This window comes from Roseovarius sp. MMSF_3359 (assembly GCF_030733385.1).
In the GTDB taxonomy this organism is placed as follows: Bacteria; Pseudomonadota; Alphaproteobacteria; order Rhodobacterales; family Rhodobacteraceae; genus Roseovarius.
In genome coordinates, this window is record NZ_JASHJC010000004.1 from 246,177 (window position 1) to 270,269 (window position 24,093).

Consider the following 24,093-nt stretch of genomic DNA (forward strand, 5'->3'; position numbering starts at 1 on the left):
TTTCTTGAAATGTTCTCTTTTTGTCTTCATACCTCTTTGAGAACAAGAGGTGAACAAGGCAGTCATTGCCGCCCGTGACAGGGTGTGAAATAAGGAAACTCGAACATGGCAACAGCAGATCTTTTGGCGATGGATAACAAGAAAAACGCAGATAAACAAAAGGCGCTGGACAGCGCGTTGGCGCAGATTGAGCGGCAGTTTGGCAAGGGTTCGATCATGAAGCTGGGCGCAGATAACCCGGCACAGGATATCGAAGCGACATCGACCGGCTCTCTGGGGCTGGACATCGCACTTGGGATCGGCGGATTGCCGAAAGGCCGGATCGTGGAAATTTATGGCCCGGAAAGCTCGGGCAAGACCACGTTGACGCTTCATTGCATCGCGGAAGAGCAAAAAAAAGGCGGGGTATGCGCCTTTGTCGACGCGGAACACGCGCTCGATCCGATTTATGCCCGCAAGCTGGGTGTTGATCTGGATGAATTGCTGATCTCGCAGCCCGACACAGGTGAACAGTCGCTCGAGATCGTCGATACACTGGTGCGCTCGGGCGCGGTCAGCATGATTGTTGTCGACTCGGTGGCCGCGCTGACGCCAAAATCCGAACTTGAGGGTGAGATGGGCGACAGCAGCGTGGGTGTTCATGCCCGCCTGATGAGCCAGGCGATGCGCAAGCTGACCGGCTCCATCAATCGCAGCAAATGCACCGTTGTTTTCATCAACCAGATACGGATGAAAATCGGCGTCATGTTCGGCAGCCCCGAAACGACGACCGGCGGCAACGCATTGAAATTTTACAGCTCCGTTCGCCTGGATATTCGCCGCATTGGCGCGCTCAAGGATCGAGACGAGGTGGTTGGCAATGCGACCCGCGTGAAAGTGGTCAAGAACAAGGTCGCGCCGCCCTTCAAGCAGGTGGAATTCGACATCATGTATGGCGAAGGCATCTCCAAGATGGGGGAACTTCTCGATCTGGGCGTGAAGGCCGGTGTGGTCGAAAAATCGGGCAGTTGGTTCAGCTATGGCGATGAACGCATCGGCCAGGGCCGCGAAAACGCCAAGACTTTCCTGAAGGAAAACAGCCGCATCGCCCTTGAAATCGAGGATAAGATCAGGGCCGCCCACGGCTTGGATTTCGACATGCCCGAAGCCGAGGTAAAGGCGGAACGCGATGCGCCGGATGACGATATCCTCGAAGCGTAAACCGCCGAAAAATCAGCACGCGAAGGCCCGGGGATAACCCCGGGCTTTTTCTTACGGTGGACATGCGCCACGGGCGGGGATAAATCAGCGGAACGCTTGGCCATTTTGCCCGAAAAGAGACGCCCATGCCGACGCTGAACGAAATCCGCTCGACCTTCCTGAACTTCTTTGACCGCAACGATCATGAGATCGTTGACAGCTCGCCGCTGGTGCCACGCAACGACCCGACGCTGATGTTCACGAATTCGGGCATGGTGCAGTTCAAGAACCTCTTCACCGGCGCGGAGAAACGCGACTACAAACGCGCTTCGACCAGCCAGAAATGCGTGCGGGCAGGCGGTAAACACAACGATCTCGACAATGTGGGCTACACCGCGCGGCATCACACGTTTTTCGAGATGTTGGGCAATTTCAGCTTTGGGGATTACTTCAAGGAAGAGGCGATCCCTTTCGCCTGGGACCTGCTGACCAAGGATTTCGAACTGGACAAGTCCAAACTGCTGGTCACGATCTATCATACCGACGACGAGGCGGCGGAAATCTGGAAGAAATATGCGGGCCTCTCGGATGATCGTATTATCCGGATCGCGACAGATGATAATTTCTGGTCGATGGGCGCCACGGGGCCTTGTGGTCCCTGCACTGAGATTTTCTATGACCATGGCCCCGAAATCTGGGGCGGACCGCCGGGTAGTCCCGAAGAGGATGGTGACCGGTTCATCGAAATCTGGAACCTCGTTTTCATGCAAAACGAGCGGTTTGAAGACGGCTCGCAGATCGACCTTGAGATGCAGTCGATCGACACAGGCATGGGGCTTGAGCGGATTGGCGCGCTCTTGCAGGGCAAGCACGACAATTACGACACCGACCTGATGCGCAGCTTGATCGAGTCGTCCGCCCATGTGACGAACCAGGATCCGGACGGGCCGGGCAACGTGCATCACCGGGTGATTGCGGACCATTTGCGCTCGACGTCGTTCCTGATCGCCGACGGGGTGATGCCCTCGAACGAGGGGCGGGGATACGTGCTGCGCCGGATCATGCGGCGGGCGATGCGGCATGCGCATCTCCTGGGGGCAAAGGACCCGGTCATGCACCAACTGGTGCCCGCGTTGGTCACGCAGATGGGCCAGGCCTTCCCGGAATTGGGGCAGGCGCAGGCGCTGATTGAAGAGACGCTCAAACTGGAAGAAACCCGGTTCAAGACGACGCTTGACCGTGGTTTGCGGCTTCTGGAGGACGAGTTAGGGGGCTTACCGGAAAACGCCGCGCTCCCGGGGGAGACCGCGTTCAAACTCTACGACACCTACGGTTTCCCGCTCGATCTGACCCAGGATGCGCTACGCGAAAAGGGCCGCGAGGTGGATGTGGACGGGTTCGACAGCGCGATGGCGGAGCAGAAAGCCAAGGCGCGCGCGGCGTGGTCCGGCTCGGGTGAGGCGGCGGATGCAAGCGTCTGGTTCGATATTGCCGATGCGGCGGGCACCACGGATTTCCTGGGGTATGACACCGAGATCGCCGAGGGGCAGATTGCTGCGTTGGTTAGCGACGGCGCACAACAGGACAGCGCCACCAAGGGGGCCAGCGTTCAGATCGCGCTGAACCAAACGCCGTTCTACGCGGAATCGGGCGGTCAGGTGGGCGATAGCGGGACGCTGCGGACGGATACCGGCGTGGCCCGGATCACGGATACTAAGAAATCCGCCGGCGTCTTCATCCATCTGGCTGAGGTGATCGACGGCGAGATTGCCAAGGGGCAGCCGGCGCAGCTTGAAGTGGATCACGCGCGGCGGACGTCGATCCGTGCCAATCACTCAGCCACGCACCTGCTGCACGAGGCGTTGCGCAAGGCGCTTGGCGATCACGTGGCGCAGCGCGGGTCGCTCAATGCCGATGACCGGTTGCGGTTCGATTTCAGTCACACCAAAGCCCTGAGCGCCGATGAATTGGCCCGGGTTGAGACCGAAGTGAACGACTATATCCGGCAAAACGCCCCGGTCGAGACCCGGATCATGACGCCCGACGATGCCCGTGGGTTGGGCGCGCAGGCGCTTTTCGGCGAGAAGTATGGCGATGAGGTTCGTGTCGTGTCGATGGGCGTCGAAGACGGATCGGGCAAAGGGCTCGACGGGCGGACCTATTCGATCGAGCTTTGCGGCGGGACGCATGTGCGGCAGACGGGTGATATCGGTCTTTTCGTGGCGCTTGGCGATACGGCCTCCAGCGCGGGTGTGCGGCGGATCGAGGCGCTGACCGGGGCGCAGGCGTTTCGGTATCTGAGCGCGCAGGATCGTCGCATGGGCGCCCTGGCCGGCGAACTCAAGGCGCAGCCCGGCGATGTGGTCGAGCGGGTGCGGGTGTTGATGGATGAACGCAAGGCGCTTACCAACGAGGTGGCGCAGCTTCGGCGCGAATTGGCGATGGCCGGTGGCGCGGGGCAGGGTGATGGCCCCGAAGCGCAGGAGATCAATGGGGTGAAATTCCTGGCGCAGGTTTTGAACGGGGTGTCGGGCAAGGATCTACCATCGCTTATCGACGAGCATAAATCGCGGCTTGGCTCGGGCGCCGTTCTGCTGATCGCTGACACGGGCGACAAGGTGGCCGTGGCCGCGGGCGTGACCGACGACCTGACGGACAAGGTTTCAGCCGTTGACCTGGTCCGCGCGGCTGTGCCGGAACTGGGCGGCAAGGGCGGCGGTGGTCGCCCTGACATGGCGCAGGGCGGCGGCAAGGACGCCGCTAATGCAGATGCGGCGATCAGCGCCGCAAGCGCAGTTTTGGGAGGATAAGATGGGCGCACTTTGGATTGCCCGCGTCGATGTAAAAGATGCGGAACTCTACGGAAAATACATCGAGGTCGCCTCAGTGGTCATCCCGGATCATGGCGGTGAGTTCATTGCCCGTGGTGGACGTGTCGAACAGATGGAAGGGCAAGGACGCGCACGCAACGTGGTCGCCCGCTTCCCGTCGGTCGATGCGGCGATGGCGGCCTATAACGACCCGCGCTATCAGGAAGCGGTTGTTTGGGCCAAGCAGGCGGCTGAGCGCGAGATTGTCGTGGTGGAGACCACGGATTAGGAGATTCTGGTCTGAGAGAGAGCCGGGAGGTGGAAATCGGCCTTGAGCAGACATTCAAGTTTTGCCTTGCGCGGAATCAGGGCCGCAGGCCGCCGCGCATCGCCGGACCGCCCGCAAGGGCCGGCGATTTCACGAGATCAGTGCACCCTTCTGAGGATACATGTATTTGGCTGCCATAAAGCGCCCCCCACCACCGGCGGATCGCCCGCCCGCGGTCCCGCAATGCGCGCTTAGCACTCAAGCGGGTAATGTCTGCTCAAGGACACCATAACCCCATGGCTTGGATTGCACCGATCAGGCGGTTTTTGACATCCGTTTGCGCTCATGCGGATCTAGATAGCGTTTGCGCAGGCGGATCGCGTTTGGCGTCACCTCAACCAGCTCATCATCGTCGATATAGGCAATCGCCTCTTCCAGGCTCATGGTGATCGGCGTGGTCAGACGCACTGCTTCGTCGCTACCGCTGGCGCGGACGTTGGTTAGTTTTTTGCCCTTCAAGGGGTTCACTTCAAGATCGTTGTCACGGCTGTGCTCGCCGATGATCATGCCGGTATAGACCTTGGCCTGCGCGCCGATGAACATGCGGCCGCGCTCTTCGAGATTCCACAGCGCATAGGCGACCGAATCCCCGTTTTCCATGGAGATCAGCACCCCGGCACGACGGCCCGGAATGGCGCCCTTGTGCGGCGCCCAGCCATGGAACACGCGGTTGAGCACACCGGTCCCGCGCGTATCGGTCAAAAACTCGCCGTGATACCCGATCAGGCCCCGCGACGGCACATGGGCGATGATCCGGGTCTTGCCCGCGCCCGCCGGTTTCATCTCGGCCAGTTCCCCCTTGCGGGGGCCGGTGATCTTTTCGATCACGGCGCCGGAATAGTCGTCATCGACATCGATGGTGACCTCTTCGATGGGTTCCAGCTTCTGGCCGTCCTCATCCTCGCGCAGCAGAACCTGCGGGCGCGAAATGCTGAGCTCGAACCCTTCACGGCGCATGTTCTCGATCAGAACGCCCATCTGCAATTCGCCGCGTCCGGCAACCTCGAACGCCTCGCCGCCGGGGGTGTCGCTCACGCGGATCGCCACGTTGGACTCGGCCTCTTTGAGCAGGCGCTCACGGATCACGCGCGATTGCACCTTCTTACCGTCACGACCGGCCAGCGGGCTGTCGTTGATGCCGAAGGTCACGGTGATGGTCGGCGGATCGATGGGCTGCGCTTCAAGCGGCTCGTCCACCGCCAGGGCGCAGATCGTGTCGGCCACAGTGGCCTTGGACATGCCGGCAAGGCTCACAATGTCCCCGGCGACCGCCTCGTCAATATCCTGCGTGGCAAGGCCGCGGAAGGCCTGGATCTTGGTAACGCGAAACTGTTCAATCTTCTGGCCCACGCGGGACAGGGCCTGCACCGTGGCGCCAACCTTCAGCTTGCCCGATTCGACCCGTCCGGTGAGGATACGCCCCACAAACGGATCGCTACCCAGGGTCGTGGCCAGCATCCGGAAATCCTCGTCCTGACGCGCGATCTGCCGCGGGGCGGGGACGTGGTTGACGATGAGGTCGAACATCGCACTCAGGTCTTTGCGGGGTCCGTCGAGGTCGTGATCAGCCCAACCGGACCGGCCGCTCGCGTACATATGCGGGAAATCGAGCTGATCCTCGCTGGCGTCGAGATTGGCGAAGAGGTCGAAACACTCGTCAAGCGCACGATCCGGTTCCGCATCGGGCTTGTCGACCTTGTTGAGCACCACGATCGGACGCAGGCCCAGCGCCAACGCCTTCGAGGTGACGAACTTGGTCTGCGGCATCGGCCCTTCGGCGGCATCGACCAGCAGGACAACGCCATCGACCATGCTCAGGATCCGCTCCACCTCGCCGCCGAAATCCGCGTGGCCCGGCGTGTCGACGATGTTGATGCGCGTGCCCTTCCATTCAACACTGGTCGGCTTGGCAAAGATGGTGATGCCACGTTCGCGCTCCAGATCGTTGCTGTCCATGGCGCGCTCGTCCACCGCCTGGTTCTCGCGAAAGGCGCCGGATTGCTTCAAAAGCTCATCCACCAAAGTGGTCTTGCCGTGGTCAACGTGGGCAATGATGGCGATGTTGCGCATGTCCATGGGGGCGTGTCCTTGGGTTGTTTGCCCGCGCCCTATACGCCGCCGCGCCGAAAGGCCAGAGGCAAAGCGACCGGGTCGCGTGTTTCACGCCGCGTCGTGGCGGATCAGCCTGCGCCGCGACAGGTGCGGCAGGTGCAAGGAGGTGGCCCCGAGGGGACGCACGGTTGCGCCGCTACCGATCTTGAACCGTGCAAGGCCGGGCGCATGTTCGGTATCCACGCTGCCTAGGTCGAGCCGCGCGAAGCCTTTGCGGTGCAGCCATTGCGACGCCGCCCAAAGCGCCAGATTGTGAGCGGAGTGGCGTCGCCCGACCATGCCCGACCAACCGATGTGGTATGTAACCACGGGTCTATGCAGCAGGAGCAGCATATGGGCTACAGCCTTGCCCTCGTGGCTGACGGTGAAGAGGCGACTGGCGCTGCGGTTTGTCTGCGCCCAGGCCAGCACAAACGCGGGTGGCAACCCGCGATAGCGGTGTTTGCGCTGCTGCGTGGCCTCCCGGATCAGGACCGTCTGATCGCGCAGCGGATCGAAGCGCCGATGGGCGACCTGGAGGCCCGTGTTCTGCGCGTGGCGGAGGCGGTTGCGCCATTTGACATGCTGGCGTGAAAGCCGGGTGCCGTCATCCGCGGTCAGGTCGATCTCGGCCACATGCTGTGGCGACATGAGTTGGGTGTGTCGGATCGCGGCCAGATCATCGGCGCTGTCCGGTGCCACGATCCACATGCCATGTCCCGCGATCTGCGGTAGCACCCGCCAAAGCCGGGCGCGGGTATCCGGGCAGGGGGACTGCGCCCAGACCGGCCCCCTTGGCACCCAGAACACGGGCAGGGGCCCAAACCGGCGTTTGACGATCTGCACCCGGGCAATCGGGTGATCCTGATCGTGGGCGACATATGCCTCGGCGTCGCCGCCCAAATGGGTGACAGCCCGGGCATATTCGTCCGATTGTTGAAGCGCCGAAGCCGTTGCGGGAAAGGAGGTGGAGCGGGTGATTTCCATGCGCCAATTAACCGAATGAAAACCTAATTCGTGGTTAATTCGGATATGGCCCACAAAAAACACCACATCCTCGGGGTCTATGCACCATCACCGCGTCCCACCCTTGGCGCGGCCCTGTTGGTGGCTTTGACCCTCTGCGTGCCGGTCTCGGTCGTTCTGACCCTGGCAGACATGCTGTTCTAGACACGATAAAGGCCGCCCGGATGCGGGCGGCCTTGCCTGATCGTGATCCGGGTTGTGGATCAGAACGGAATTTCGTCATCGATATCGCGTGAGGGCGCGCTGCCCATCGGGTCACCCTGCGACGGGCCACTGTCGTAACCGCCCTGACCGCCGCCATAGCCGCCGCCTCCACCACCGCCGCCGCCATCGCTGCGACCGTCGAGAAAGGTCAGCTCACCTGCGTAAGGGCGCAGCACGACTTCGGTCGAGTACCTGTCCTGACCGGATTGATCCTGCCACTTGCGGGTTTCGAGCTTGCCTTCGACATAGACCTTCGACCCCTTGCGCAGATATTGCTCTGCCAGCCGCGCCAGATTTTCGTTGAAGATCGCCACGGTGTGCCATTCGGTCCGCTCGCGCCGCTCACCGGTGTTGCGGTCTTTCCAGGTCTCTGACGTGGCAATGCGCAGGTTGCACACCTTGCCGCCATTCTGAAACGTGCGCACTTCCGGGTCGCGGCCCAGATTGCCCACGATAATTACCTTGTTCACCGATCCGGCCATCGCGACCTCCTTGTCGTCATCTGTCAAAATTCGTTGCAGACGGTTACACCATCTCACGGGGATGAAGGAAAGCATAAAGGTTTAAGAAATTCTTGCCGTGGGGCGGGAACAGGCCGAAGCGTCCGGGAAATCTGGATATTTTTTTCAAACCGCGTATATTGCGCCGAGTTGCAATTGGGGGCAGGGACGGAAATGCGTGTTTTTGTGGCTGGAATCTTGGCCTTCGGGCTGGTTTTCCCTATGGGTGTCAATGCCGAAACCTTGTCGACCAAATCCCGTGCCAAGCTGTTCAAATCCCAAACTGGCGTTCTGGATTCGCGCGCACGTCAGCAATACAAGAATTCGGTCCGGCTTCAGCCACAGAAAGTGATTACGCCGACGAAATGGGGGGACACCTCCACCCAGGCCTATGAGGGCCGCTACCGGGGTCCCTACCTGCAGATGGCCAAGGATGCGGCGCGGCGGCACGGGGTGCCGAGCGATCTGTTCCTGCGGCTGGTACAACAGGAATCCGGTTGGAAGCCCACGGCGCGGTCCCATAAGGGGGCGATCGGGCTGGCGCAGCTGATGCCCGGCACTGCGCGCAAACTGCGGGTGAACCCGCATGATCCTTACGAGAACCTGGAGGGCGGTGCGCGCTATCTTGCGGAGCAATACCGCACGTTTGGCTCCTGGCGCCTTGCCCTTGCCGCCTATAACGCCGGACCCGGCGCCGTGAAGAAATACGGCGGTGTCCCACCCTACAAGGAAACCAAGAACTACGTCCGCATCATCTGGGGCAGCTGAGGATCAGCCGGACCGCACCAGCTTGCGCTTCTGCGTCGTTTCCTTGCGCAGGCTCGACGGTGTCTTGCCGGTATTCTGCAGAATGAAGCGCGAGAAATAGGCGGCGCTGTTGAACCCCAGGCGGGAGGCGATGTTCTGGATCGGGCTGGTGCCTTCTTCGAGCAGTTCGCGCGCGGCATGCACGGTGCGCTGCGTCAGGATATCCGCGGCGGTCAACCCGCAACACTGGCGGCAACACCGGGTCAGGTGCGTCGGCGTCACACCAAGGGCGCGGGCATATTCCGCCATCGGCTTGCCGGTCGTAAAGTCCCGCTCGACCAACGCGGAGAACGCCCGCAGAAGGTTCTCCGCAGCCGTGGGTTTGCGGGCCTCTTCCTCCTCTGCAATCATCGCGCGGCGCAGCCAGACGGTCAGCAGGTGCGCTTGCGCCACCATCGCCTCATCCGCGAAATCGCGCCCGGTGTTCTGTTCGCGTTGAAGCGCCTCCAGGATCGCGGACAACTCGCCTTGCGCGTGAGCGTCCCGGATGCGCAGATGCTGCGGTTCATCGGGCATGAGAACCGGGCTGCCGGGTGGGATCAGGGTGAGGAGGCCGTAGACCTGCTTGCCCAGATCGAAGGAAAAAAGCGTCTTGGCGGGCAGGGCAATCGCATTGTGAACGCCGACCCCGCGCCGGCGCCCTTCGATGATGCTCAACCCCTGGCCGCGCGTGGTCCAGATCAGCGCGTGGGTGTCGAGACTATGCTGTAATTCCCATCGCCAGGCGGCTCCGTCGGACCATTGGGCGAGGGTCTGTATGCGGATCGGTTGGGGCATGCCTTCATTGATCTCGCTATTGCGATCAGGTTTCAAATTAACGAACCTGTTTATCAATTATATCAGAAGTCTATGTCAAAGAGATAGGGGATCAATCGGCGTCCAGCCGCCCATGCGGGCGCGGAACCAGGTGCGCTGACGCTTGGCGAATTGGCGAGTCGCAATTGTTGCTGCCTCGCGCGCGGCGTCCAGGGTCAACTCACCTTTAAGGTGTGCGATAAGCTCGGGCGCGCCTATCGCTTTGGACGAAAGGGCTGACGGGTCCCAATTCGCCAGGTTGGCCCGTGCCTCGTCCAATGCGCCGGTGGCCAACATCTGATCGAAGCGCCGTGCGATACGGTCGTTGAGCCATTCCTTGTCCGCGTCCATCAGAAGTGGCGCTGTCCGGTCAAGGGGCAAGAGGGGCGGCGGTGTGTTGTCCTGCCAATGCGCCAGCCCCCGACCGGTCACCCGCTGGACCTCCCAGGCGCGTTGCACCCGCATCGGGTTTTGCACGTCGATCCGCGCCCGGGTCACGGGATCAATCTCCGCGAGCAGGGCTGCAATCCCGTCTCGCGCGCGTAAGTCATCGGCTTCCTGCCGGATGGCGGGGGGCGTCGGTGGGATCTCAGCGAGCCCTTCGGTGAGCGCCGCGAAATAGAGCCCGGTGCCACCGACGATGATCGGACGGTCGGGTCCGGACAGGAGCGGTGCCACCTCGCGCAACCAATGCCCGACAGAATACGTCGCATCCGCCGCCACATGACCATAGAGCCGGTGCGGGGCGCGGCTTTCTTCGTCGGCGGAGGGTCGGGCCGAAAGGACACGCCAATTGCCGAAGACCTGAAGCGCGTCGGCATTGATGATCGTGCCGCCCTTCTCCTGCGCGATGCGCAATGCGAGCGCCGATTTCCCGGATGCCGTGGGACCGGCGATCAGAACGGGCATATTGGGGGGTATGTCGACTTCAAAGGCCATCAGCGCACTCAGATACGGCAGATCGCCAGGCATTGCGAGGCAGATTTGCGCGAAAACGTCCGAAGCGCGGACTCAGTGATTGAACCCGCCCTCGTTTTCATACATTTTGCGCGCGATCGCCCGAGGGCCACAAACAGAGAGTGCAAATGTCCGAATCCCAATCCGCCGACACGAAGTTCAGCCGCGTCATGTTGAAGATATCCGGTGAGGCGTTGATGGGAGATCAGGGGTTTGGCCTTCACCCGCCGACGGTCGAGAGGATCGCGAAAGAGGTCAAGATCGTGCACGACCTCGGCGTCGAGATCTGCATGGTGATCGGTGGCGGCAACGTCTTTCGCGGCCTTCAGGGTAGTGCGCAGGGCATGGAACGCACCACCGCGGACTACATGGGCATGCTCGCCACGGTCATGAATGCCCTGGCGATGCAAAGCGCGCTTGAGAAGCTCGGGGTGTTCTGCCGGGTCATTTCCGCCATCCGCATGGACGAGGTGGCCGAGCCTTACATTCGCCGTCGCGCCGTGCGCCATCTGGAGAAAAAACGGGTCTGCATCTTTGCAGCGGGGACCGGGAACCCCTATTTTACGACGGATACGGCGGCGACCCTGCGCGCCAATGAGATGGCCTGCCAGGCGATTTTCAAAGGCACCAAGGTGGACGGCATTTACGACAAGGACCCGGTGACCCATGCGGATGCCAAGCGGTATGATAATGTGACCTATGACGAGGTGCTGGCCAAGAACCTCAAGGTGATGGATGCCAGCGCGATTGCCCTCGCGCGGGATAACAGCCTACCGATCATCGTCTTCTCCTTGGATGAGCCGGGCGGGTTCAAGGGGATCCTGGATGGGGACGGAACCTATACAACCGTGCACGGTTGAGGCTAAAGAAGAACAACGGCGATAAACGCCCAACAAAGGAAGAACCGTAATGGCGGAAGACTTTGAACTTGATACAGGCGATCTGCAGCGGCGGATGGACGGCGCGATTGCCTCACTGAAGACGGAATTCGCGTCGCTGCGCACCGGGCGCGCCTCGGCCAGCATGCTGGAGCCGGTGATGGTGGACGCCTATGGTCAGATGACACCGATTAACCAGGTCGGCACCGTGAACGTGCCGGAGCCGCGGATGGTGACGGTCAATGTCTGGGACAAGGGTCTTGTGGGCAAGGTCGAGAAAGCCATCCGCGAAAGCGGTCTGGGCATCAATCCGCAGATGAACGGCACGATCATCATGCTGCCGATCCCCGAACTGAACGAAGAACGCCGCCGCGAATTGACGAAAGTGGCCTCGCAATATGCCGAAAACGCCCGGGTCGCCGTACGCAACGTGCGGCGCGATGGCATGGACCAGATCAAGAAAGCCAAGGGCGACGGCATGTCCGAGGACGATCAGAAATTCTGGGAAACCGAAGTGCAGGAGATGACGGATCAGTTTATTGCCACGGTCGATGCCGCGTTGGAGACCAAGCAAGCAGAGATCATGCAGGTCTGATGAACCTTCAACCGGAAAAACCTGAAGTCGCGCATCCGGCATCGGGGCCGCGCCATGTTGCGATCATCATGGACGGCAATGGCCGGTGGGCGCAGGCCCGTGGCCGGCCGCGGCTATTCGGGCATCATGCGGGTGCGCGCCGGGTGCGCGAGATCGTGGAATCCTGCCCCGATCTTGGCGTCAAGTACCTGACGATATTTGCCTTCTCGACCGAGAACTGGAAGCGGACGCAGACCGAAGTGGCCGGTCTGATGAACCTGTTCCGCCGCTATATCCTCAAGGAAATGCAGGAGTTCGTGAAATCGAATGTCCGCGTGCGGTTCATTGGCGACCGGTTCCGGCTCGATGGCAAACTGCGGGTGCTCATGGACGAAGCCGAGACCATGACCAACCAATGCACCGGCATCAACCTGACGATTGCGCTTAATTATGGCGGTCGGGACGAGGTGTCGCGCGCGACCAAACGTCTGGCGCAGGATGTGGCGCTCGGGCGACTCGACCCCAAGGATGTGGACGAGGAAACGCTGCCGAAATACCTCGATACCTGCGTGCTGCCTGATCCCGATCTGGTGATCCGGACCAGTGGCGAGGCGCGGATTTCGAACTTCCTGCTCTGGCAGTCAGCCTATTCCGAATATGAATTCATCGACACGCTGTGGCCGGATTTTACCCGCGACGTGTTTCAGGACCTTCTGCAAAGTTATGGCGCGCGCGAACGCCGCTTTGGGGCGCTGACTGCATGAGCGATGCGGCCAAATGGTCGGATCTGGCGCCGCGCGTGTTGTCGGGTATCGCGATGGCCCTCGTCGGTGCCGCGGATATCTGGATTGGTGGGGTGATCTTTGAGATTACTGTGATCGGGCTTTGCGGTATCATGATGTGGGAAGCCGCCCGCATGTTCGGCGCCGAGCAGACCGCGGCCATCCGCGTGAGCCTTCTGGGCGCGGCGGCGGTTACCATCGCCAGTGTCGTGCCGTTCATCATGGTGGTGCCGATCCTTCTGGCCGCGGCGGTCGTGTCCTCAAGCCAGGTGTCGCGACTGAAACGCCTTTTCACGCCCTTTGCCGGTTGGATCCTCGTGGCCGGGTTCTCGGTCTGGATCCTGCGGGAGGAGGCCGGGCTTGTCTGGATCTCCTGGGTGGTGCTTGTCGTGATCATTTCCGATATCGCCGGATATTTTGCCGGGCGCACCTTTGGCGGGCCGAAGTTCTGGCCCCGCGTGAGCCCCAAGAAAACCTGGTCCGGCACCGTTGCCGGATGGCTTGGCGCAGCGGGTGTTGGCCTCTGTTTTGCCGGGGCGACGCCGATGGGGATGGCACTGGTGCCGCTCTCGATGCTTGTGGCCTTTGCCGGGCAGATGGGCGACATCCTCGAAAGTTTCATCAAACGACAGATGGGGATCAAGGACAGCTCCAACCTGATCCCCGGTCATGGCGGCGTTCTGGATCGGCTTGATGCGCTTCTGGGCGCGTCGATGCTGGTGATGATCCTGTTCCTGGCAGGGGTCTTGCCGGGGGCCGCATGAAACAGATCTCGATTCTAGGGGCCACCGGCTCCGTCGGACAGAACACGATTGACCTGATCCGGCGCGCGCCGGACGGCTTCGATATCGTCGCCCTGACCGGTGGTCGCAACGTGGCGCAACTGGCCCGCGATGCGATTGAGCTGCGCGCCGATATCGCGGTGATTGCGCAGGAGGATCTTCTGGACGATCTTCGCGCGGCCCTTGCAGGGAGCGATGTTGAGGCCGCTGCCGGAGCCGAGGCCATCGTCGAGGCCGCCGCGCGACCCGCCGATTGGGTCATGTCGGCCATCGTCGGTGCCGCGGGCCTGCGTCCCGGTCTTGCGGCACTGGAGCAGGGCGCGACCCTGGCGCTTGCCAACAAGGAATCGCTGGTGACCGCAGCACCGCTTCTGCTTGAAGCCGCGCGGGTCAACAACGCCCGCATCCTGCCGGTCGATAGCGAACATTCCGCGATTTTTCAGGCCCTGGTGGGTGAAGACGCGGCTGCGGTCCGGCGTGTCATCATCACCGCAAGCGGCGGGGCATTTCGCGATTGGCCGCTTGAGCAACTGGCAAATGCAACGCTCGCGGAGGCCTCGACGCATCCCAATTGGGACATGGGGCAGCGGATCACGATCGACAGCGCGTCGATGTTCAACAAGGCGCTGGAAGTCATTGAAGCGCGAGAGTTTTTTGGGGTGGACCCGGCGCAGATCGAAGTGCTCATCCACCCGGAAAGCGTCGTGCATGCGCTGGTTGGCTTCTGCGACGGCGGGTTGATGGCGCATGTCGGGCCGCCGGATATGCGTCACGCCATCGGCTATGCGCTGAACTGGCCGGACCGGGCGGAGCTTCCGGTGGCGCGGCTCGACCTTGCGGCCATCGGGACGCTGAGTTTCACGGCCCCCGATCTTGCGCGTTACCCCGCACTGAGGCTTGCGCGGGAGGTGATGGAGATCGGCGGGTTGAGCGGCGCGGTTTTCAACGCTGCCAAGGAACGCGCGCTCGATCATTTCATCGGCGGGCGGATCGGGTTTTGTGATATGACTGACATGGTCGAAGAGGTCCTGACCCGGCAAACGCCCGGCCTTGGCCACAATGATGTCGAGATCACCCTTGATAGAGTGCTCGAAGCAGACCATCTGGCACGTAACTGCGTCGATGAGATTCTGCGCGAACAGGCGAGTAGGAAGTAGATTTGGACATCACCACACTGATCCCGCAATTCGGCAGTCTCTTCACCACGATCCTGGCCTTCGTGGTGGCGCTTTCGGTCATCGTGGCGATCCATGAATATGGCCACTACATCGTGGGTCGCTGGTCCGGGATCAAGGCCGAGGTGTTCTCACTAGGTTTCGGGCCGGTCCTGTTCTCGCGGATGGACAAACACGGCACCCGCTGGCAATTCGCGCTGCTGCCCTTTGGCGGTTACGTGAAGTTCCTCGGTGACGCCAACGCGGCCAGCGCCAATACCGACGACAGCGCCGTGCGGGAAATGACGCCGGAGATGCGGCGCCAGACCATGCAGGGGGCGCCGCTCTGGGCGCGCTCGGCCACCGTGGCCGCCGGGCCGATCTTCAATTTCATCCTCTCCATCGTGGTCTTTGCCGGGCTGATGATGTTCGAGGGCAAGATCGCAGAACCGCTGGTCGTGGGTGAAGTCTTCCCGATGCCGGGCGAAGAAATCACCCTGCAACCGGGCGATCAACTGCTGGCAATCGAGGGCATCGCGGTGCCGTCCTTCGAAGAGAGCGGCGCATTTGACGCGCTGATCGAAGATGTGCCGGTTGCCCCGCGCCTGACCTATTCGGTCAATCGTGACGGCGATGAGCTGGACGTGACCGGTCCTTATCCGATGCCACCCCGCGCCGTGAATATCTCGCCGCAGTCGTCGGCTTATGCCATCGACATGAAACAAGGCGATGTCATTACGTCCGTGGACGGTACGCCGATCTCTGCCTTCTCGGAGCTGAAGGACATTGTTGAAACTTCCAACGGCCGCGCGCTGCAGCTCAAGGTCTGGCGGGACGGGGAATTGATCGACTTCGCCCTGGCCCCACGCCGTGTGGACGAGCCGCAGCCCGAGGGCGGCTTCAAGACCAGTTGGCGTATCGGTATTTCCGGCGGTCTGGCATTTGAGCCGGCGACCGAGCGGCTTGGGTTCGGTGACGCGATCGCTGGCGGGTTTGAGCGGACGGGGCAGGTGATCGAGACCTCGCTTTCGGGGCTGTATCACCTGATCGCCGGCAAGATCAGCAGTTGCAACATGACCGGTCCCATCGGCATCGCGCAGGTATCGGGCGCGATGGTGCGGCAAGGGGCGGACAGTTTCATCCTCTTCATCGCCTTCCTGTCGACCGCTGTGGGGCTGCTGAACCTCTTCCCGATACCGGTTCTCGACGGTGGCCATCTGGTCTTTTACGCCTATGAGGCGGTCGCGGGCAAACCGCCCAGCGAAACTGCCCTCAGGGTGCTGATGACCATCGGCTTGACGCTGATCCTCGGGATCATGGCATTTGCGATCGGAACGGACCTCTTCTGCGCCTGAGCACAAACCTGCCGCCACATTATCGCCACATTTTCCGGCCCAATGCTGACACAATTTTCGGGCATACCTTGTGTAATCGAAGGAGTGGCGAAGTAAGGTCATGCAACATATTGCGCGTGGATATCGCGGGCTCAGCCTGCTTTTTAACCTGAACTGGGACCGTTTGGTGTACCTGGCAACGATTCTCGTCGCGCTGATGCTGGGCGGTTTCGTCGGCTCCCTTTGATCCCCTGATTTCCTGAAGTTTCGGCCTCTTTACGCTTTGTGCGTCGAGGGGGTGATTGGCATTTTGACAAGCCCTGGTATTCCGTTTACTGACATTTGCTAACGGGGTGACTGACTGGGTTTGACCAATGAATTATGTGACGAAGCAGCTAAAGTGTAACCGGGCTGGATTGGGAACATTTTGGGGTCGCTTCAGGCATATATTCATGGCGCTTCTCGCGGTTGCGATGCTGAGCACGCCGCAGGCCTCGTCGGCGCAGACCTACCGTTTCGGCTCGATCACTGTCGAAGGCAACCAGCGGATCGAAACCGCAACGATTCTGACCTACGCGAATATCGAACGCGGGCAGACCGTTTCCGCGGCCCAGGTCAACGACGCCTATCAGGCGATCCTCGGCAGTGGCCTTTTTGAAAGCGTCGAGATCGAGCCGCGTGGCGGTACGTTGCTTATCAAGGTTGTCGAATTTCCGACCATCAACAAGATCGCGTTCGAGGGCAATCGCAAGCTCAAGGATGAAGAACTGGAAGGCTTCATCGAAAGCCGCTCACGCCAGGTTTTCAGCCCGACCAAGGCAGAACGGGACGCCGCAATCATCACCGATGCCTATGCGCAGAACGGCCGCAGCGCCGCGCGCGTGACGCCTCGAGTGATCCGCCGCAGCGATAATCGTGTGGATCTCGTGTTCGAGATTTTCGAAGGCAAGGCGATCGAGGTGCAGCGCATCGGTTTTGTCGGCAACAAGGCCTATTCCGACCGCCGCTTGCGCCGCGTCATTGAAAGCAAGCAGGCGGGGCTTCTGCGGGCGCTTGTGGCGCGCGACACGTTTGTCGAAGACCGGCTCGAGTTCGACAAGCAGGTTCTGACCGATTTCTATCAGTCGCGCGGTTACGTCGATTTCCGCGTCACCGGCACCAATGCCGAGATCGCGCGTGCCCGGGATGCCTATTTCGTCACCTTCAACATCCAGGAAGGGCAGCAATTCCGCTTCGGTGAGGTCACCACCGTGAGCGAGATGGACGGTGTCGATGCCGACGAGTTCCAGGCCGCCCTCAAGGTGCGCCCAGGCATCGTCTATTCACCGACGCTGGTCGAAAATTCGATCGCGCGGATGGAACGGCTGGCGGTCAAGAAGGGCATCGACTTCCTGCGGGTCGAGCCGCGGATTACCCGGAATGATCGCGCATTGACACTGGATGTTGAATTCGTGCTGACCCGCGGCCCGCGTGTCTTTGTTGAACGGATCGACATCGAGGGCAACACAACCACGCTTGACCGCGTGATCCGCCGTCAGTTCGATGCGGTCGAAGGTGACCCCTTCAACCCGCGTCAGATCCGCGAGGCGGCGGAACGTATCCGGGCGCTGCGCTTCTTTGCCAACACCGATGTCAATGCCCGTGAAGGCTCCCGTCCGGACCAGGTGGTCGTTGACGTGGATGTCGAAGAAACCACGACGGGTTCTCTTTCCTTCGGTGTGACCTATTCGACCAATGGCGGTGTGGGGGCCTCGGTGGGCTTCCGCGAGCGGAATTTCCTTGGCCGGGGTCAGACCCTCGGGTTCAGCTTTGCGGGGCGCGAGGACAACCTGAACTACTCCATCGAATTCGTGGAGCCGGCCTTCCTCGGGCGCGACGTGGCCTTCGGGCTCGATTTCTCGCTGATCGAAACTGACAGCGACTTCAGCCTTTTCGACACGATCAACGGGATTTTCCGCCCGAGCCTGACCTTCCCGATCAGCGAAAACGGCCGTTTTGAGATTTTCTACAACGCCGAATACAAGGAAATGAACGACTATACCGGCAATTCCGGTATTCTCGCCGCGGAAGTGGCGCAAGGTGACACATTTGCCAGCGCCCTGGGATATACGTTCAGCTACGATACCCGCCGCAGCGGCCTCAACCCGAATGCCGGTGTTCTGCTGTCCTTCGGGCAGGAATTCGGCGGGCTTGGCGGCGACCGCGATTACATCGAAACCACCGTTCGCGCCGTGGCGCAGACCCGTGTCTTCAATGAAGAGGTCACCCTGCGGGCCATCGCCGAAGGTGGCGCGCTGAACTACCTCGGCAGCCAGGAAAGCCGGTTCGTGGACCGCTATTCGCGCCAGATCATTCGCGGCTTTGAGCCCAACGGGATCGGCCCGATCGAGACACAAGGGTTTGGTCAGGTCGGGGAGCAATTGGGCGGCAATTTCTTTGCCGCGCTCAAGTTCGAGGCGGAGTTCCCGCTTGGCACCCCCGAAGAGTTTGGCCTTTCCGGCGGTGTCTTCTATGACATCGGTGCAATCTGGGACGCGGACACGCGCAATGCCACCGGGGTCGTGACATCGAACGGGTTCGAGGATCGCCATGTGGTCGGTTTCTCGCTGTTCTGGTCGTCGCCCTTCGGGCCGCTGCGCCTGAACTTCTCGCAGGCGCTCAAATCCGAGCCGGGTGACCTTGAGCAGCAGTTCGACGTTACGGTCAAAACGGACTTCTGATCATGCGCAAGGCACTGGGCATCGTCAGTCTGATGGTGGCCCTCGGCACCGCGGCCATCGCGCCTGCAACGGCGCAGGAGACCGGCGTGGTCAAGAGTGATATCCTGGTTCTGGACCCGGATAAACTTTTTGCCGAGACGTTGCTGGGCCAGCGGATCAACCGCGAGTACCTTGCAGAACGCGAGAAACTCATCGCCCGCAATCGTAAGATCGAGGCGGAACTCGAGGCCGAAGAACTGGCCCTGACCGAGCAGCGGGCGCAGAAGACCCCGGAAGAGTTTCGCGATCTGGCGGATGCCTTCGACGAAAAGGTGCAGGAAATCCGGCGCGACAGCGAGCGTGCCGTGCGCGACCTGGAACGCAGCCGTGACCGGGCGCCCGTGACCTTCATGCGCATTGTCGAGCCAGTCCTGATCCAGTTGATGCGCGAAACCGACGGGGCCGTGATCCTTGATGTCCGCAGCGTTCTGCTCCGCGCCGACGTGGTGGACATCACCCCGCTTGCCATCCGCCGTGTCGATGCGGAGATCGGCGAAGGCACCGAACCCGGGTCGGAAACCGCCCCGCAGGAGTAGCGCCGCTTGCCCATTGCCACCCGACTTGCTAGGGAAAAAAGCCAAAGGGCAGTGCGAAAAAGGATACTCAATGACCGAGCCACTGAAATCTGCGGATATTCACCTGATACAGCGGCTCATCCCGCATCGCTACCCGTTCCTCCTGGTTGACCGGGTCGTGGATATCGACGGCTTTCAGACCGCGCGCGGCATCAAGAATGTCACCATGAACGAGCCGCATTTCCAGGGGCATTTCCCCGGCAAGCCGATCATGCCCGGCGTCACCATCGTCGAGGCGATGGCACAGACCGCCGCCGTGATGGTGGGCACCGCGCTTGGCATGGAAGACCGCAACATGCTGGTCTATTTCATGTCGATCGACAAATGCAAATTCCGCCGCATGGTGACCCCCGGTGACGTGCTTGAGATGAAGCTCGAAACCCTGCGTGGCAAGCCCGGCGGCAAGGTTTGGAAATTCGGCGGCGTGGCCGAGGTCGGCGGTGAAATGGCCGCCGAGGCCGAGTTTACCGCGATGATGGACCTGCCCGCGGAGTGAGCGACATGACCGAACATGCCGAGACGCTGATCCACCCCTCCGCGGTGATCGAACCCGGCGCCCAGTTGGGGCAGGGGGTTCAGGTGGGGCCGTTCTGTCACATCGGCCCCGAGGTCACGTTGGGTGACGGTGTGGTCCTGAAATCGCACGTGGTGGTCACTGGCGTCACAGAGGTCGGTGCGCAAAGCACCGTCTTTCCCTTCGCCTGCATTGGCGAGGTGCCGCAGGACCTCAAGTTCAAGGGTGAAAAGACCCGGCTCGTGATCGGCGAACGCAACCGGATCCGTGAACATGTGACGATGAACACCGGGACCGATGGCGGCGGGGGCGAGACGCGCGTGGGTGATGATGGCCTCTTCATGGCGGGTTGCCATGTGGCCCATGACGCCATCGTCGGGGACCGCGTCATCATCGTCAACAACGCCGCACTCGCAGGCCATTGCGTAATCGGGGACGATGTCATCATCGGCGGTCTTTCGGGCGTCCATCAATGGGTGCGGATAGGAGAAGGCGCGATTATCGGCGCGGTGACCATGGTCACCAACGACGTGATCCCCTACGGCCTCGTGCAGGCCCCGCGCGGGGCGCTGGACGGTCTGAACCTCGTGGGGCTCAAGCGGCGCGGTGTGGCGCGCTCCGACATTACCGCGTTGCGCGCGGCGTTCCAGATGTTGGCGCAGGGCGACGGGGCGTTTCAGGATCGCGCGCGGCGGTTGGGCGAAGAGACCGAAAGCGATTATGTTCGCCGGATCGTCGCATTTGTCACCGGTGCCAGTGATCGGTCATACCTGACGCCGGGTCAGGGCTGATGGCGGAAAAGCTGGCCATTCTGGCCTGCGACGGGGCCTTGCCGGTGCAGCTTGCCGCGGCCTATCCCGATGCGTTGAAGCTCACCCTGACAGGGGTCCCGCATCAATTGGGGACGGGTACGGTCGAGCACCCGATTGAAAGGCTGGGAAGCGTCTTTGCGGCCCTCAAGGAGGCGCAGGTCTCCCGCCTTGTTTTTGCCGGATCACTGGCCCGGCCCGCGATGGACCCGTCTGCGTTTGATGAGGTCATGATCGCCGTGGCGCCACGGCTCCTGGCGGCGATGCAGCAGGGCGATGACGCTCTCTTGCGACAGGTGATCGCGCTTTTCGAAGAACAGGGCGTCGAGGTTGTCGGCGCTCATGATTTGTTGCCTGAGCTGACGGCGGAGGAAGGGCTCGCCATCGGACCCCCGCCCACGCAGGCGGATCTTGATGACGCGGCGCGGGCTTGCGAAATCCTGAAAGCCCTCTCACCGCTCGATGTGGGGCAGGGATGCGCTGTGGCGGGCGGTCAGTGCTTGGGGATCGAAACCCTGCAAGGGACCGATGCAACGCTCGGCTTCGTCGCGGGGACACCCGCGACGTTGCGGCGTGGCCACAAGGGGATTTATGTGAAGGCCGCCAAGGCGGGGCAGGATTTGCGTATCGACATGCCTACGATCGGTCCGGCAACAATTGCGGCGGTGGCGGAGGCGGGCCTTGCCGGTCTGATGGTTGACGCCGGAAGGGTGATGATCGTTGATCGCAATAAAACCCTGCAGGCCGTTGAAGATACGGGCATTTTCCTGATTGCAAGGGCGCTCTGATGCGCGTTTTCCTGGTTGCGGGCGAAGCGTCGGGTGACCGGCTGGGTGCGGCGTTGATGGCCGGTTTGAAGTCCCTTACGGATGTCGAATTTCAGGGTGTTGGCGGTCCGCTGATGCAGGCCGAAGGGATGCAGAGCCTTTTCCCGATGGACGAGCTCAGCGTGATGGGCCTGGCGGAGATCCTGCCGAAATACCCCCATCTGCGCCGCCGGCTGCATCAGACGGCGGATGCGGTGCTTGCGGCGGCGCCGGACGTGCTCATCACCATCGACAGCCCGGATTTCTGTTTGCGGGTGGCGAGGCTGGTCAAGGCCAAAAGCAGCATCAGAACGGTGCACTACGTCGCGCCCAGTGTCTGGGCCTGGCGGGCGGGGCGCGCGGCCAAGATGGCGCGCGTGATCGACCAGGTTCTGGCGCTCTTGCCGTTCGAGCCACCCTATATGGAAGCCGCCGGCATGGAATGCGATTTCGTGGGGCACCCGGTGGTATCGGAACCCGTCGCAAGCGACCAAGAGGTGGCAGATTTCCGGGAGCGGTACGACTTGGGCGATAAACCCGTCCTGCTGGTTCTGCCCGGATCCCGCCGGGGCGAAGTCAGTCGCTTGGCGCCGGTTTTCGGCGAGGTATTGAAGCCAGTTTTGGCGGCGCATCCGGATATTCAAATCGTTTTGCCAACCACCGGTTCGGTCGCAGGGCTTGTGCGGGAGCTAACCCAAGGTTGGCCGCGGACGCCCCTGATCCTCGACCCAAACAACATGAACTCCGGCGTCTATAAGGCGGAAAAGGCAGCCTCTTTTCGCGCTGCGGATTTTGCCCTCGCGGCATCGGGGACGGTGTCGCTCGAACTGGCCGAGGCCGAGACACCGATGGTTATCGCCTATGACATGAACTGGCTCAGCCGGGCGGTGATTTCGCGGATGTTGAAGGTTGATACGCTGACGCTCGTGAACCTCGTGAGCGAGACCCGCGCCGTGCCGGAATGCCTCGGCAAGGCCTGCCGTCCCGAGGTCATCGCGCGGACGCTTCTAGATCTCATCGCGAACCCGACGGCGCAACTGGACGCCATGCGCCTGACGATGACGCGGTTGGGAAAAGGCGGTGAGGCGCCGGGCCTGCGCGCCGCCAAGGCGGTGCTTGCGCGGATGGGCTAGGGCATTTCCCTATATCGCAGTCTCGCCCCGACTGTCGGCAGCGGCATAGGTCGCAAGCCGTTCGGCCAAGGTGCCGGTATGAAGCTCGAAAAGATGATTGTCATTATCGTGGAAATAGATCGACTGCCCTTCGCCGGTGATCCGTGATCGCCCTTCGCGCAGGTCGAGCCCGAGTGCGCGGATACGGTCGAGATACATATCATAATCCGCCGGGTCGATCTTGAACGCGACGTGATTATAGCTGCGGGTGGGGAGCGGTTCACCCTCCATGGTGGCGATCCAGAGGCCGGCCACATCAAAGAACCGTTCGCGCGACAGGGAATGTGACCCCTCGCCGCTGTCATAGGTCTTGGTGGCGTCAAGGATGTGGGTGAGGATCTCCTCCATCCGGTCGAGGTCACGGGTGATGAAGGTCATATGGCTCAGGCCCTGGATCATGGTTCCGGTTCATCCCTGTTGGCTGGCGTCTTGTGCGACGCGGTCTTCCAGACCTACATGATCCCGGTCCGGGTTTACAAACCTGATGTCGCTACGTCGCGGGACGCCATTGCCGGCGATGCCACTGCTGCAAAGCGCCGCTGACAAAGTATTTACAGTTTTATGTCAGTTTTATCGAAACCCCGCGGGGGCGAGATGTTCGATTGGACGCCGACATGACCTTTGAGAGCTACCAGCAAATTATCCTGAACGACCCCACTGCGCTGGTCCAAAACGGGCTGCGGTTCGTGCATTTCATCGGCTTGGCATTGGGGCTTGGCGGTGCGACCCTCCTCGACTTGATGCTGTTCCGCTTCTTTCTGCGCCGTCCGATCACACCCGAGGCTTACAGTATCTTTGTCTCATCTACGCGGGTAGTTGACCTTGGCCTGCGTATCCTGTGGCTGACCGGTCTGGGTTTCCTCGTGTTCTATGCGCTGACCGATCCGGGCAAGCTCGCGAACCCCAAGGTCCACGCAAAATTCGTGATTGTCACGATCCTCACGTTGAATGGCATCTTTATCCATCGCGCGATCCTGCCGGTCATCGGCGAACAGGTGGGCCGAAGCCTGTTTGACGGGGTCGGCGCGCTGCGGCGGACGGTGTTTTCCTGTTCGGCGGCGATCTCGGTGACGTCCTGGTACGTGCCGGTGGCCCTAGGCGTCTTTTCACAACTCAACAACACCGTCCCCGCGGTGGAGATATTGGCTGCTTACGCGCTGTTGATGGTGGTGACCGTGGTCATCATCAACTGCGTGATGGCCCTGCTGGTGCCGCGCTGCAAGGTGCCGCAACTGGTGCCGGGCGAATAAGTCGCAA

Annotated in this window: 25 protein-coding genes; 19 read left to right on the forward strand and 6 right to left on the reverse strand. The window is 61.6% G+C overall.

Annotation, left to right across the window (positions count from 1 at the left end; all coding sequences use genetic code 11):
• The first annotated feature begins 105 nt into the window (after window positions 1-105).
• The 3 genes from recA to RBB29_RS08130 all read left to right on the forward strand — a co-directional run bounded on the left by recA (window position 106) and on the right by RBB29_RS08130 (window position 4,278).
• Entirely contained in the window at window positions 106-1,200 is a 1,095-nt protein-coding gene (gene recA / locus RBB29_RS08120) for a recombinase RecA (RefSeq protein ID WP_306114071.1), read from the forward strand.
• Window positions 1,201-1,325: 125 nt separating this feature from the next.
• Window positions 1,326-3,989, forward strand: a complete 2,664-nt coding sequence (gene alaS, locus RBB29_RS08125) for an alanine--tRNA ligase (RefSeq protein WP_306114072.1) — start codon at window positions 1,326-1,328, stop codon at window positions 3,987-3,989.
• Window position 3,990: 1 nt separating this feature from the next.
• Complete coding sequence (locus RBB29_RS08130) at window positions 3,991-4,278, forward strand: DUF1330 domain-containing protein (RefSeq protein ID WP_306114073.1); 288 nt, start codon at window positions 3,991-3,993, stop codon at window positions 4,276-4,278.
• 294 nt (window positions 4,279-4,572) lie between these two features.
• On the opposite strand, the gene typA is transcribed toward RBB29_RS08130, so the two are convergent.
• Together typA and RBB29_RS08140 are read right to left on the reverse strand one after the other, a co-directional pair.
• Complete coding sequence (gene typA, locus RBB29_RS08135; RefSeq protein ID WP_306114074.1) at window positions 4,573-6,393, reverse strand: translational GTPase TypA; 1,821 nt, start codon at window positions 6,391-6,393, stop codon at window positions 4,573-4,575.
• An 84-nt stretch (window positions 6,394-6,477) separates the two neighbouring features.
• Window positions 6,478-7,395 carry a GNAT family N-acetyltransferase gene (locus RBB29_RS08140; RefSeq protein ID WP_306114075.1) on the reverse strand — a complete coding sequence of 306 codons (918 nt, stop codon included), beginning with the start codon at window positions 7,393-7,395 and terminating at the stop codon, window positions 6,478-6,480.
• Between the two features lie 45 nt (window positions 7,396-7,440).
• On the opposite strand from RBB29_RS08140, the gene RBB29_RS08145 reads away from it, so the two are divergent.
• Complete coding sequence (locus RBB29_RS08145) at window positions 7,441-7,578, forward strand: hypothetical protein (protein ID WP_306114076.1); 138 nt, start codon at window positions 7,441-7,443, stop codon at window positions 7,576-7,578.
• 59 nt (window positions 7,579-7,637) lie between these two features.
• Here the strand turns inward: RBB29_RS08145 and ssb are convergent, their stop codons facing one another.
• Window positions 7,638-8,120, reverse strand: coding sequence for a single-stranded DNA-binding protein (gene ssb, locus RBB29_RS08150; protein ID WP_306114125.1), 483 nt, complete (start codon window positions 8,118-8,120; stop codon window positions 7,638-7,640).
• A 192-nt stretch (window positions 8,121-8,312) separates the two neighbouring features.
• On the opposite strand from ssb, the gene RBB29_RS08155 reads away from it, so the two are divergent.
• On the forward strand, window positions 8,313-8,906 hold the full coding sequence (locus RBB29_RS08155) for a lytic transglycosylase domain-containing protein (RefSeq protein ID WP_306121124.1): 594 nt from the start codon (window positions 8,313-8,315) through the stop codon (window positions 8,904-8,906).
• Between the two features lie 3 nt (window positions 8,907-8,909).
• On the opposite strand, the gene RBB29_RS08160 is transcribed toward RBB29_RS08155, so the two are convergent.
• Both RBB29_RS08160 and miaA read right to left on the reverse strand, forming a co-directional pair.
• Complete coding sequence (locus tag RBB29_RS08160; protein ID WP_306114078.1) at window positions 8,910-9,722, reverse strand: AraC family transcriptional regulator; 813 nt, start codon at window positions 9,720-9,722, stop codon at window positions 8,910-8,912.
• Window positions 9,723-9,797: 75 nt separating this feature from the next.
• Window positions 9,798-10,679, reverse strand: a complete 882-nt coding sequence (gene miaA, locus RBB29_RS08165; protein ID WP_306114126.1) for a tRNA (adenosine(37)-N6)-dimethylallyltransferase MiaA — start codon at window positions 10,677-10,679, stop codon at window positions 9,798-9,800.
• A 146-nt stretch (window positions 10,680-10,825) separates the two neighbouring features.
• Between miaA and pyrH the strand changes: the two genes are divergently transcribed.
• From pyrH to lpxB, 13 genes are all read left to right on the forward strand, one after another.
• On the forward strand, window positions 10,826-11,557 hold the full coding sequence (pyrH, locus tag RBB29_RS08170; protein WP_306114079.1) for a UMP kinase: 732 nt from the start codon (window positions 10,826-10,828) through the stop codon (window positions 11,555-11,557).
• 49 nt (window positions 11,558-11,606) lie between these two features.
• Window positions 11,607-12,170, forward strand: a complete 564-nt coding sequence (gene frr, locus RBB29_RS08175) for a ribosome recycling factor (protein WP_306114080.1) — start codon at window positions 11,607-11,609, stop codon at window positions 12,168-12,170.
• A complete protein-coding gene (locus tag RBB29_RS08180; protein WP_306114081.1) occupies window positions 12,170-12,913 on the forward strand; it encodes an isoprenyl transferase in 744 nt (247 codons plus the stop codon). Before frr ends, RBB29_RS08180 begins: the two co-directional genes overlap by 1 nt.
• A complete protein-coding gene (locus RBB29_RS08185; protein ID WP_306114082.1) occupies window positions 12,910-13,695 on the forward strand; it encodes a phosphatidate cytidylyltransferase in 786 nt (261 codons plus the stop codon). The genes RBB29_RS08180 and RBB29_RS08185 overlap by 4 nt, the downstream gene beginning before the upstream one ends.
• Window positions 13,692-14,870, forward strand: coding sequence for a 1-deoxy-D-xylulose-5-phosphate reductoisomerase (gene dxr / locus RBB29_RS08190; protein ID WP_306114083.1), 1,179 nt, complete (start codon window positions 13,692-13,694; stop codon window positions 14,868-14,870). Before RBB29_RS08185 ends, dxr begins: the two co-directional genes overlap by 4 nt.
• Before the next feature lie 2 nt (window positions 14,871-14,872).
• The gene (gene rseP, locus RBB29_RS08195) at window positions 14,873-16,222 is read left to right on the forward strand and encodes an RIP metalloprotease RseP (protein WP_306114084.1); all 1,350 of its coding nucleotides are present in this window, start codon (window positions 14,873-14,875) and stop codon (window positions 16,220-16,222) included.
• Between the two features lie 100 nt (window positions 16,223-16,322).
• Window positions 16,323-16,448, forward strand: coding sequence for a hypothetical protein (locus RBB29_RS08200; protein ID WP_306114085.1), 126 nt, complete (start codon window positions 16,323-16,325; stop codon window positions 16,446-16,448).
• 205 nt (window positions 16,449-16,653) lie between these two features.
• Window positions 16,654-18,921, forward strand: coding sequence for an outer membrane protein assembly factor BamA (gene bamA, locus RBB29_RS08205; protein ID WP_306114086.1), 2,268 nt, complete (start codon window positions 16,654-16,656; stop codon window positions 18,919-18,921).
• Window positions 18,922-18,923: 2 nt separating this feature from the next.
• Window positions 18,924-19,496, forward strand: coding sequence for an OmpH family outer membrane protein (locus tag RBB29_RS08210; protein WP_306114087.1), 573 nt, complete (start codon window positions 18,924-18,926; stop codon window positions 19,494-19,496).
• Window positions 19,497-19,566: 70 nt separating this feature from the next.
• Window positions 19,567-20,031 carry a 3-hydroxyacyl-ACP dehydratase FabZ gene (gene fabZ, locus RBB29_RS08215; RefSeq protein WP_306114088.1) on the forward strand — a complete coding sequence of 155 codons (465 nt, stop codon included), beginning with the start codon at window positions 19,567-19,569 and terminating at the stop codon, window positions 20,029-20,031.
• Window positions 20,032-20,036: 5 nt separating this feature from the next.
• Complete coding sequence (lpxA, locus tag RBB29_RS08220; protein ID WP_306114089.1) at window positions 20,037-20,840, forward strand: acyl-ACP--UDP-N-acetylglucosamine O-acyltransferase; 804 nt, start codon at window positions 20,037-20,039, stop codon at window positions 20,838-20,840.
• A complete protein-coding gene (locus RBB29_RS08225) occupies window positions 20,840-21,646 on the forward strand; it encodes an LpxI family protein (RefSeq protein WP_306114090.1) in 807 nt (268 codons plus the stop codon). The genes lpxA and RBB29_RS08225 overlap by 1 nt, the downstream gene beginning before the upstream one ends.
• Window positions 21,646-22,797 carry a lipid-A-disaccharide synthase gene (lpxB, locus tag RBB29_RS08230; protein ID WP_306114091.1) on the forward strand — a complete coding sequence of 384 codons (1,152 nt, stop codon included), beginning with the start codon at window positions 21,646-21,648 and terminating at the stop codon, window positions 22,795-22,797. Before RBB29_RS08225 ends, lpxB begins: the two co-directional genes overlap by 1 nt.
• A gap of 9 nt (window positions 22,798-22,806) precedes the next feature.
• Here lpxB and fosX read toward each other — a convergent pair whose 3' ends face one another.
• Window positions 22,807-23,235 (reverse strand): FosX/FosE/FosI family fosfomycin resistance hydrolase, encoded by a 429-nt coding sequence (gene fosX, locus RBB29_RS08235; protein WP_306114092.1) that lies wholly within the window; start codon window positions 23,233-23,235, stop codon window positions 22,807-22,809.
• A 215-nt stretch (window positions 23,236-23,450) separates the two neighbouring features.
• Between fosX and RBB29_RS08240 the strand changes: the two genes are divergently transcribed.
• Window positions 23,451-24,086 carry a hypothetical protein gene (locus RBB29_RS08240; RefSeq protein ID WP_306114093.1) on the forward strand — a complete coding sequence of 212 codons (636 nt, stop codon included), beginning with the start codon at window positions 23,451-23,453 and terminating at the stop codon, window positions 24,084-24,086.
• Window positions 24,087-24,093: the final 7 nt, after the last annotated feature.

What these genes read in the sequence shown, in the direction of transcription:
- recA (WP_306114071.1), top strand. Translation starts at nt 106, where the DNA reads ATGGCAACAGCAGATCTTTTGGCGATGGATAACAAGAAAAACGCAGAT.
- alaS (WP_306114072.1), top strand. Translation starts at nt 1,326, where the DNA reads ATGCCGACGCTGAACGAAATCCGCTCGACCTTCCTGAACTTCTTTGAC.
- RBB29_RS08130 (WP_306114073.1), top strand. Translation starts at nt 3,991, where the DNA reads ATGGGCGCACTTTGGATTGCCCGCGTCGATGTAAAAGATGCGGAACTC.
- typA (WP_306114074.1), bottom strand. Translation starts at nt 6,393, where the DNA reads ATGGACATGCGCAACATCGCCATCATTGCCCACGTTGACCACGGCAAG.
- RBB29_RS08140 (WP_306114075.1), bottom strand. Translation starts at nt 7,395, where the DNA reads ATGGAAATCACCCGCTCCACCTCCTTTCCCGCAACGGCTTCGGCGCTT.
- RBB29_RS08145 (WP_306114076.1), top strand. Translation starts at nt 7,441, where the DNA reads ATGGCCCACAAAAAACACCACATCCTCGGGGTCTATGCACCATCACCG.
- ssb (WP_306114125.1), bottom strand. Translation starts at nt 8,120, where the DNA reads ATGGCCGGATCGGTGAACAAGGTAATTATCGTGGGCAATCTGGGCCGC.
- RBB29_RS08155 (WP_306121124.1), top strand. Translation starts at nt 8,313, where the DNA reads ATGCGTGTTTTTGTGGCTGGAATCTTGGCCTTCGGGCTGGTTTTCCCT.
- RBB29_RS08160 (WP_306114078.1), bottom strand. Translation starts at nt 9,722, where the DNA reads ATGCCCCAACCGATCCGCATACAGACCCTCGCCCAATGGTCCGACGGA.
- miaA (WP_306114126.1), bottom strand. Translation starts at nt 10,679, where the DNA reads ATGGCCTTTGAAGTCGACATACCCCCCAATATGCCCGTTCTGATCGCC.
- pyrH (WP_306114079.1), top strand. Translation starts at nt 10,826, where the DNA reads ATGTCCGAATCCCAATCCGCCGACACGAAGTTCAGCCGCGTCATGTTG.
- frr (WP_306114080.1), top strand. Translation starts at nt 11,607, where the DNA reads ATGGCGGAAGACTTTGAACTTGATACAGGCGATCTGCAGCGGCGGATG.
- RBB29_RS08180 (WP_306114081.1), top strand. Translation starts at nt 12,170, where the DNA reads ATGAACCTTCAACCGGAAAAACCTGAAGTCGCGCATCCGGCATCGGGG.
- RBB29_RS08185 (WP_306114082.1), top strand. Translation starts at nt 12,910, where the DNA reads ATGAGCGATGCGGCCAAATGGTCGGATCTGGCGCCGCGCGTGTTGTCG.
- dxr (WP_306114083.1), top strand. Translation starts at nt 13,692, where the DNA reads ATGAAACAGATCTCGATTCTAGGGGCCACCGGCTCCGTCGGACAGAAC.
- RBB29_RS08200 (WP_306114085.1), top strand. Translation starts at nt 16,323, where the DNA reads ATGCAACATATTGCGCGTGGATATCGCGGGCTCAGCCTGCTTTTTAAC.
- bamA (WP_306114086.1), top strand. Translation starts at nt 16,654, where the DNA reads ATGGCGCTTCTCGCGGTTGCGATGCTGAGCACGCCGCAGGCCTCGTCG.
- RBB29_RS08210 (WP_306114087.1), top strand. Translation starts at nt 18,924, where the DNA reads ATGCGCAAGGCACTGGGCATCGTCAGTCTGATGGTGGCCCTCGGCACC.
- fabZ (WP_306114088.1), top strand. Translation starts at nt 19,567, where the DNA reads ATGACCGAGCCACTGAAATCTGCGGATATTCACCTGATACAGCGGCTC.
- lpxA (WP_306114089.1), top strand. Translation starts at nt 20,037, where the DNA reads ATGACCGAACATGCCGAGACGCTGATCCACCCCTCCGCGGTGATCGAA.
- RBB29_RS08225 (WP_306114090.1), top strand. Translation starts at nt 20,840, where the DNA reads ATGGCGGAAAAGCTGGCCATTCTGGCCTGCGACGGGGCCTTGCCGGTG.
- lpxB (WP_306114091.1), top strand. Translation starts at nt 21,646, where the DNA reads ATGCGCGTTTTCCTGGTTGCGGGCGAAGCGTCGGGTGACCGGCTGGGT.
- fosX (WP_306114092.1), bottom strand. Translation starts at nt 23,235, where the DNA reads ATGATCCAGGGCCTGAGCCATATGACCTTCATCACCCGTGACCTCGAC.
- RBB29_RS08240 (WP_306114093.1), top strand. Translation starts at nt 23,451, where the DNA reads ATGACCTTTGAGAGCTACCAGCAAATTATCCTGAACGACCCCACTGCG.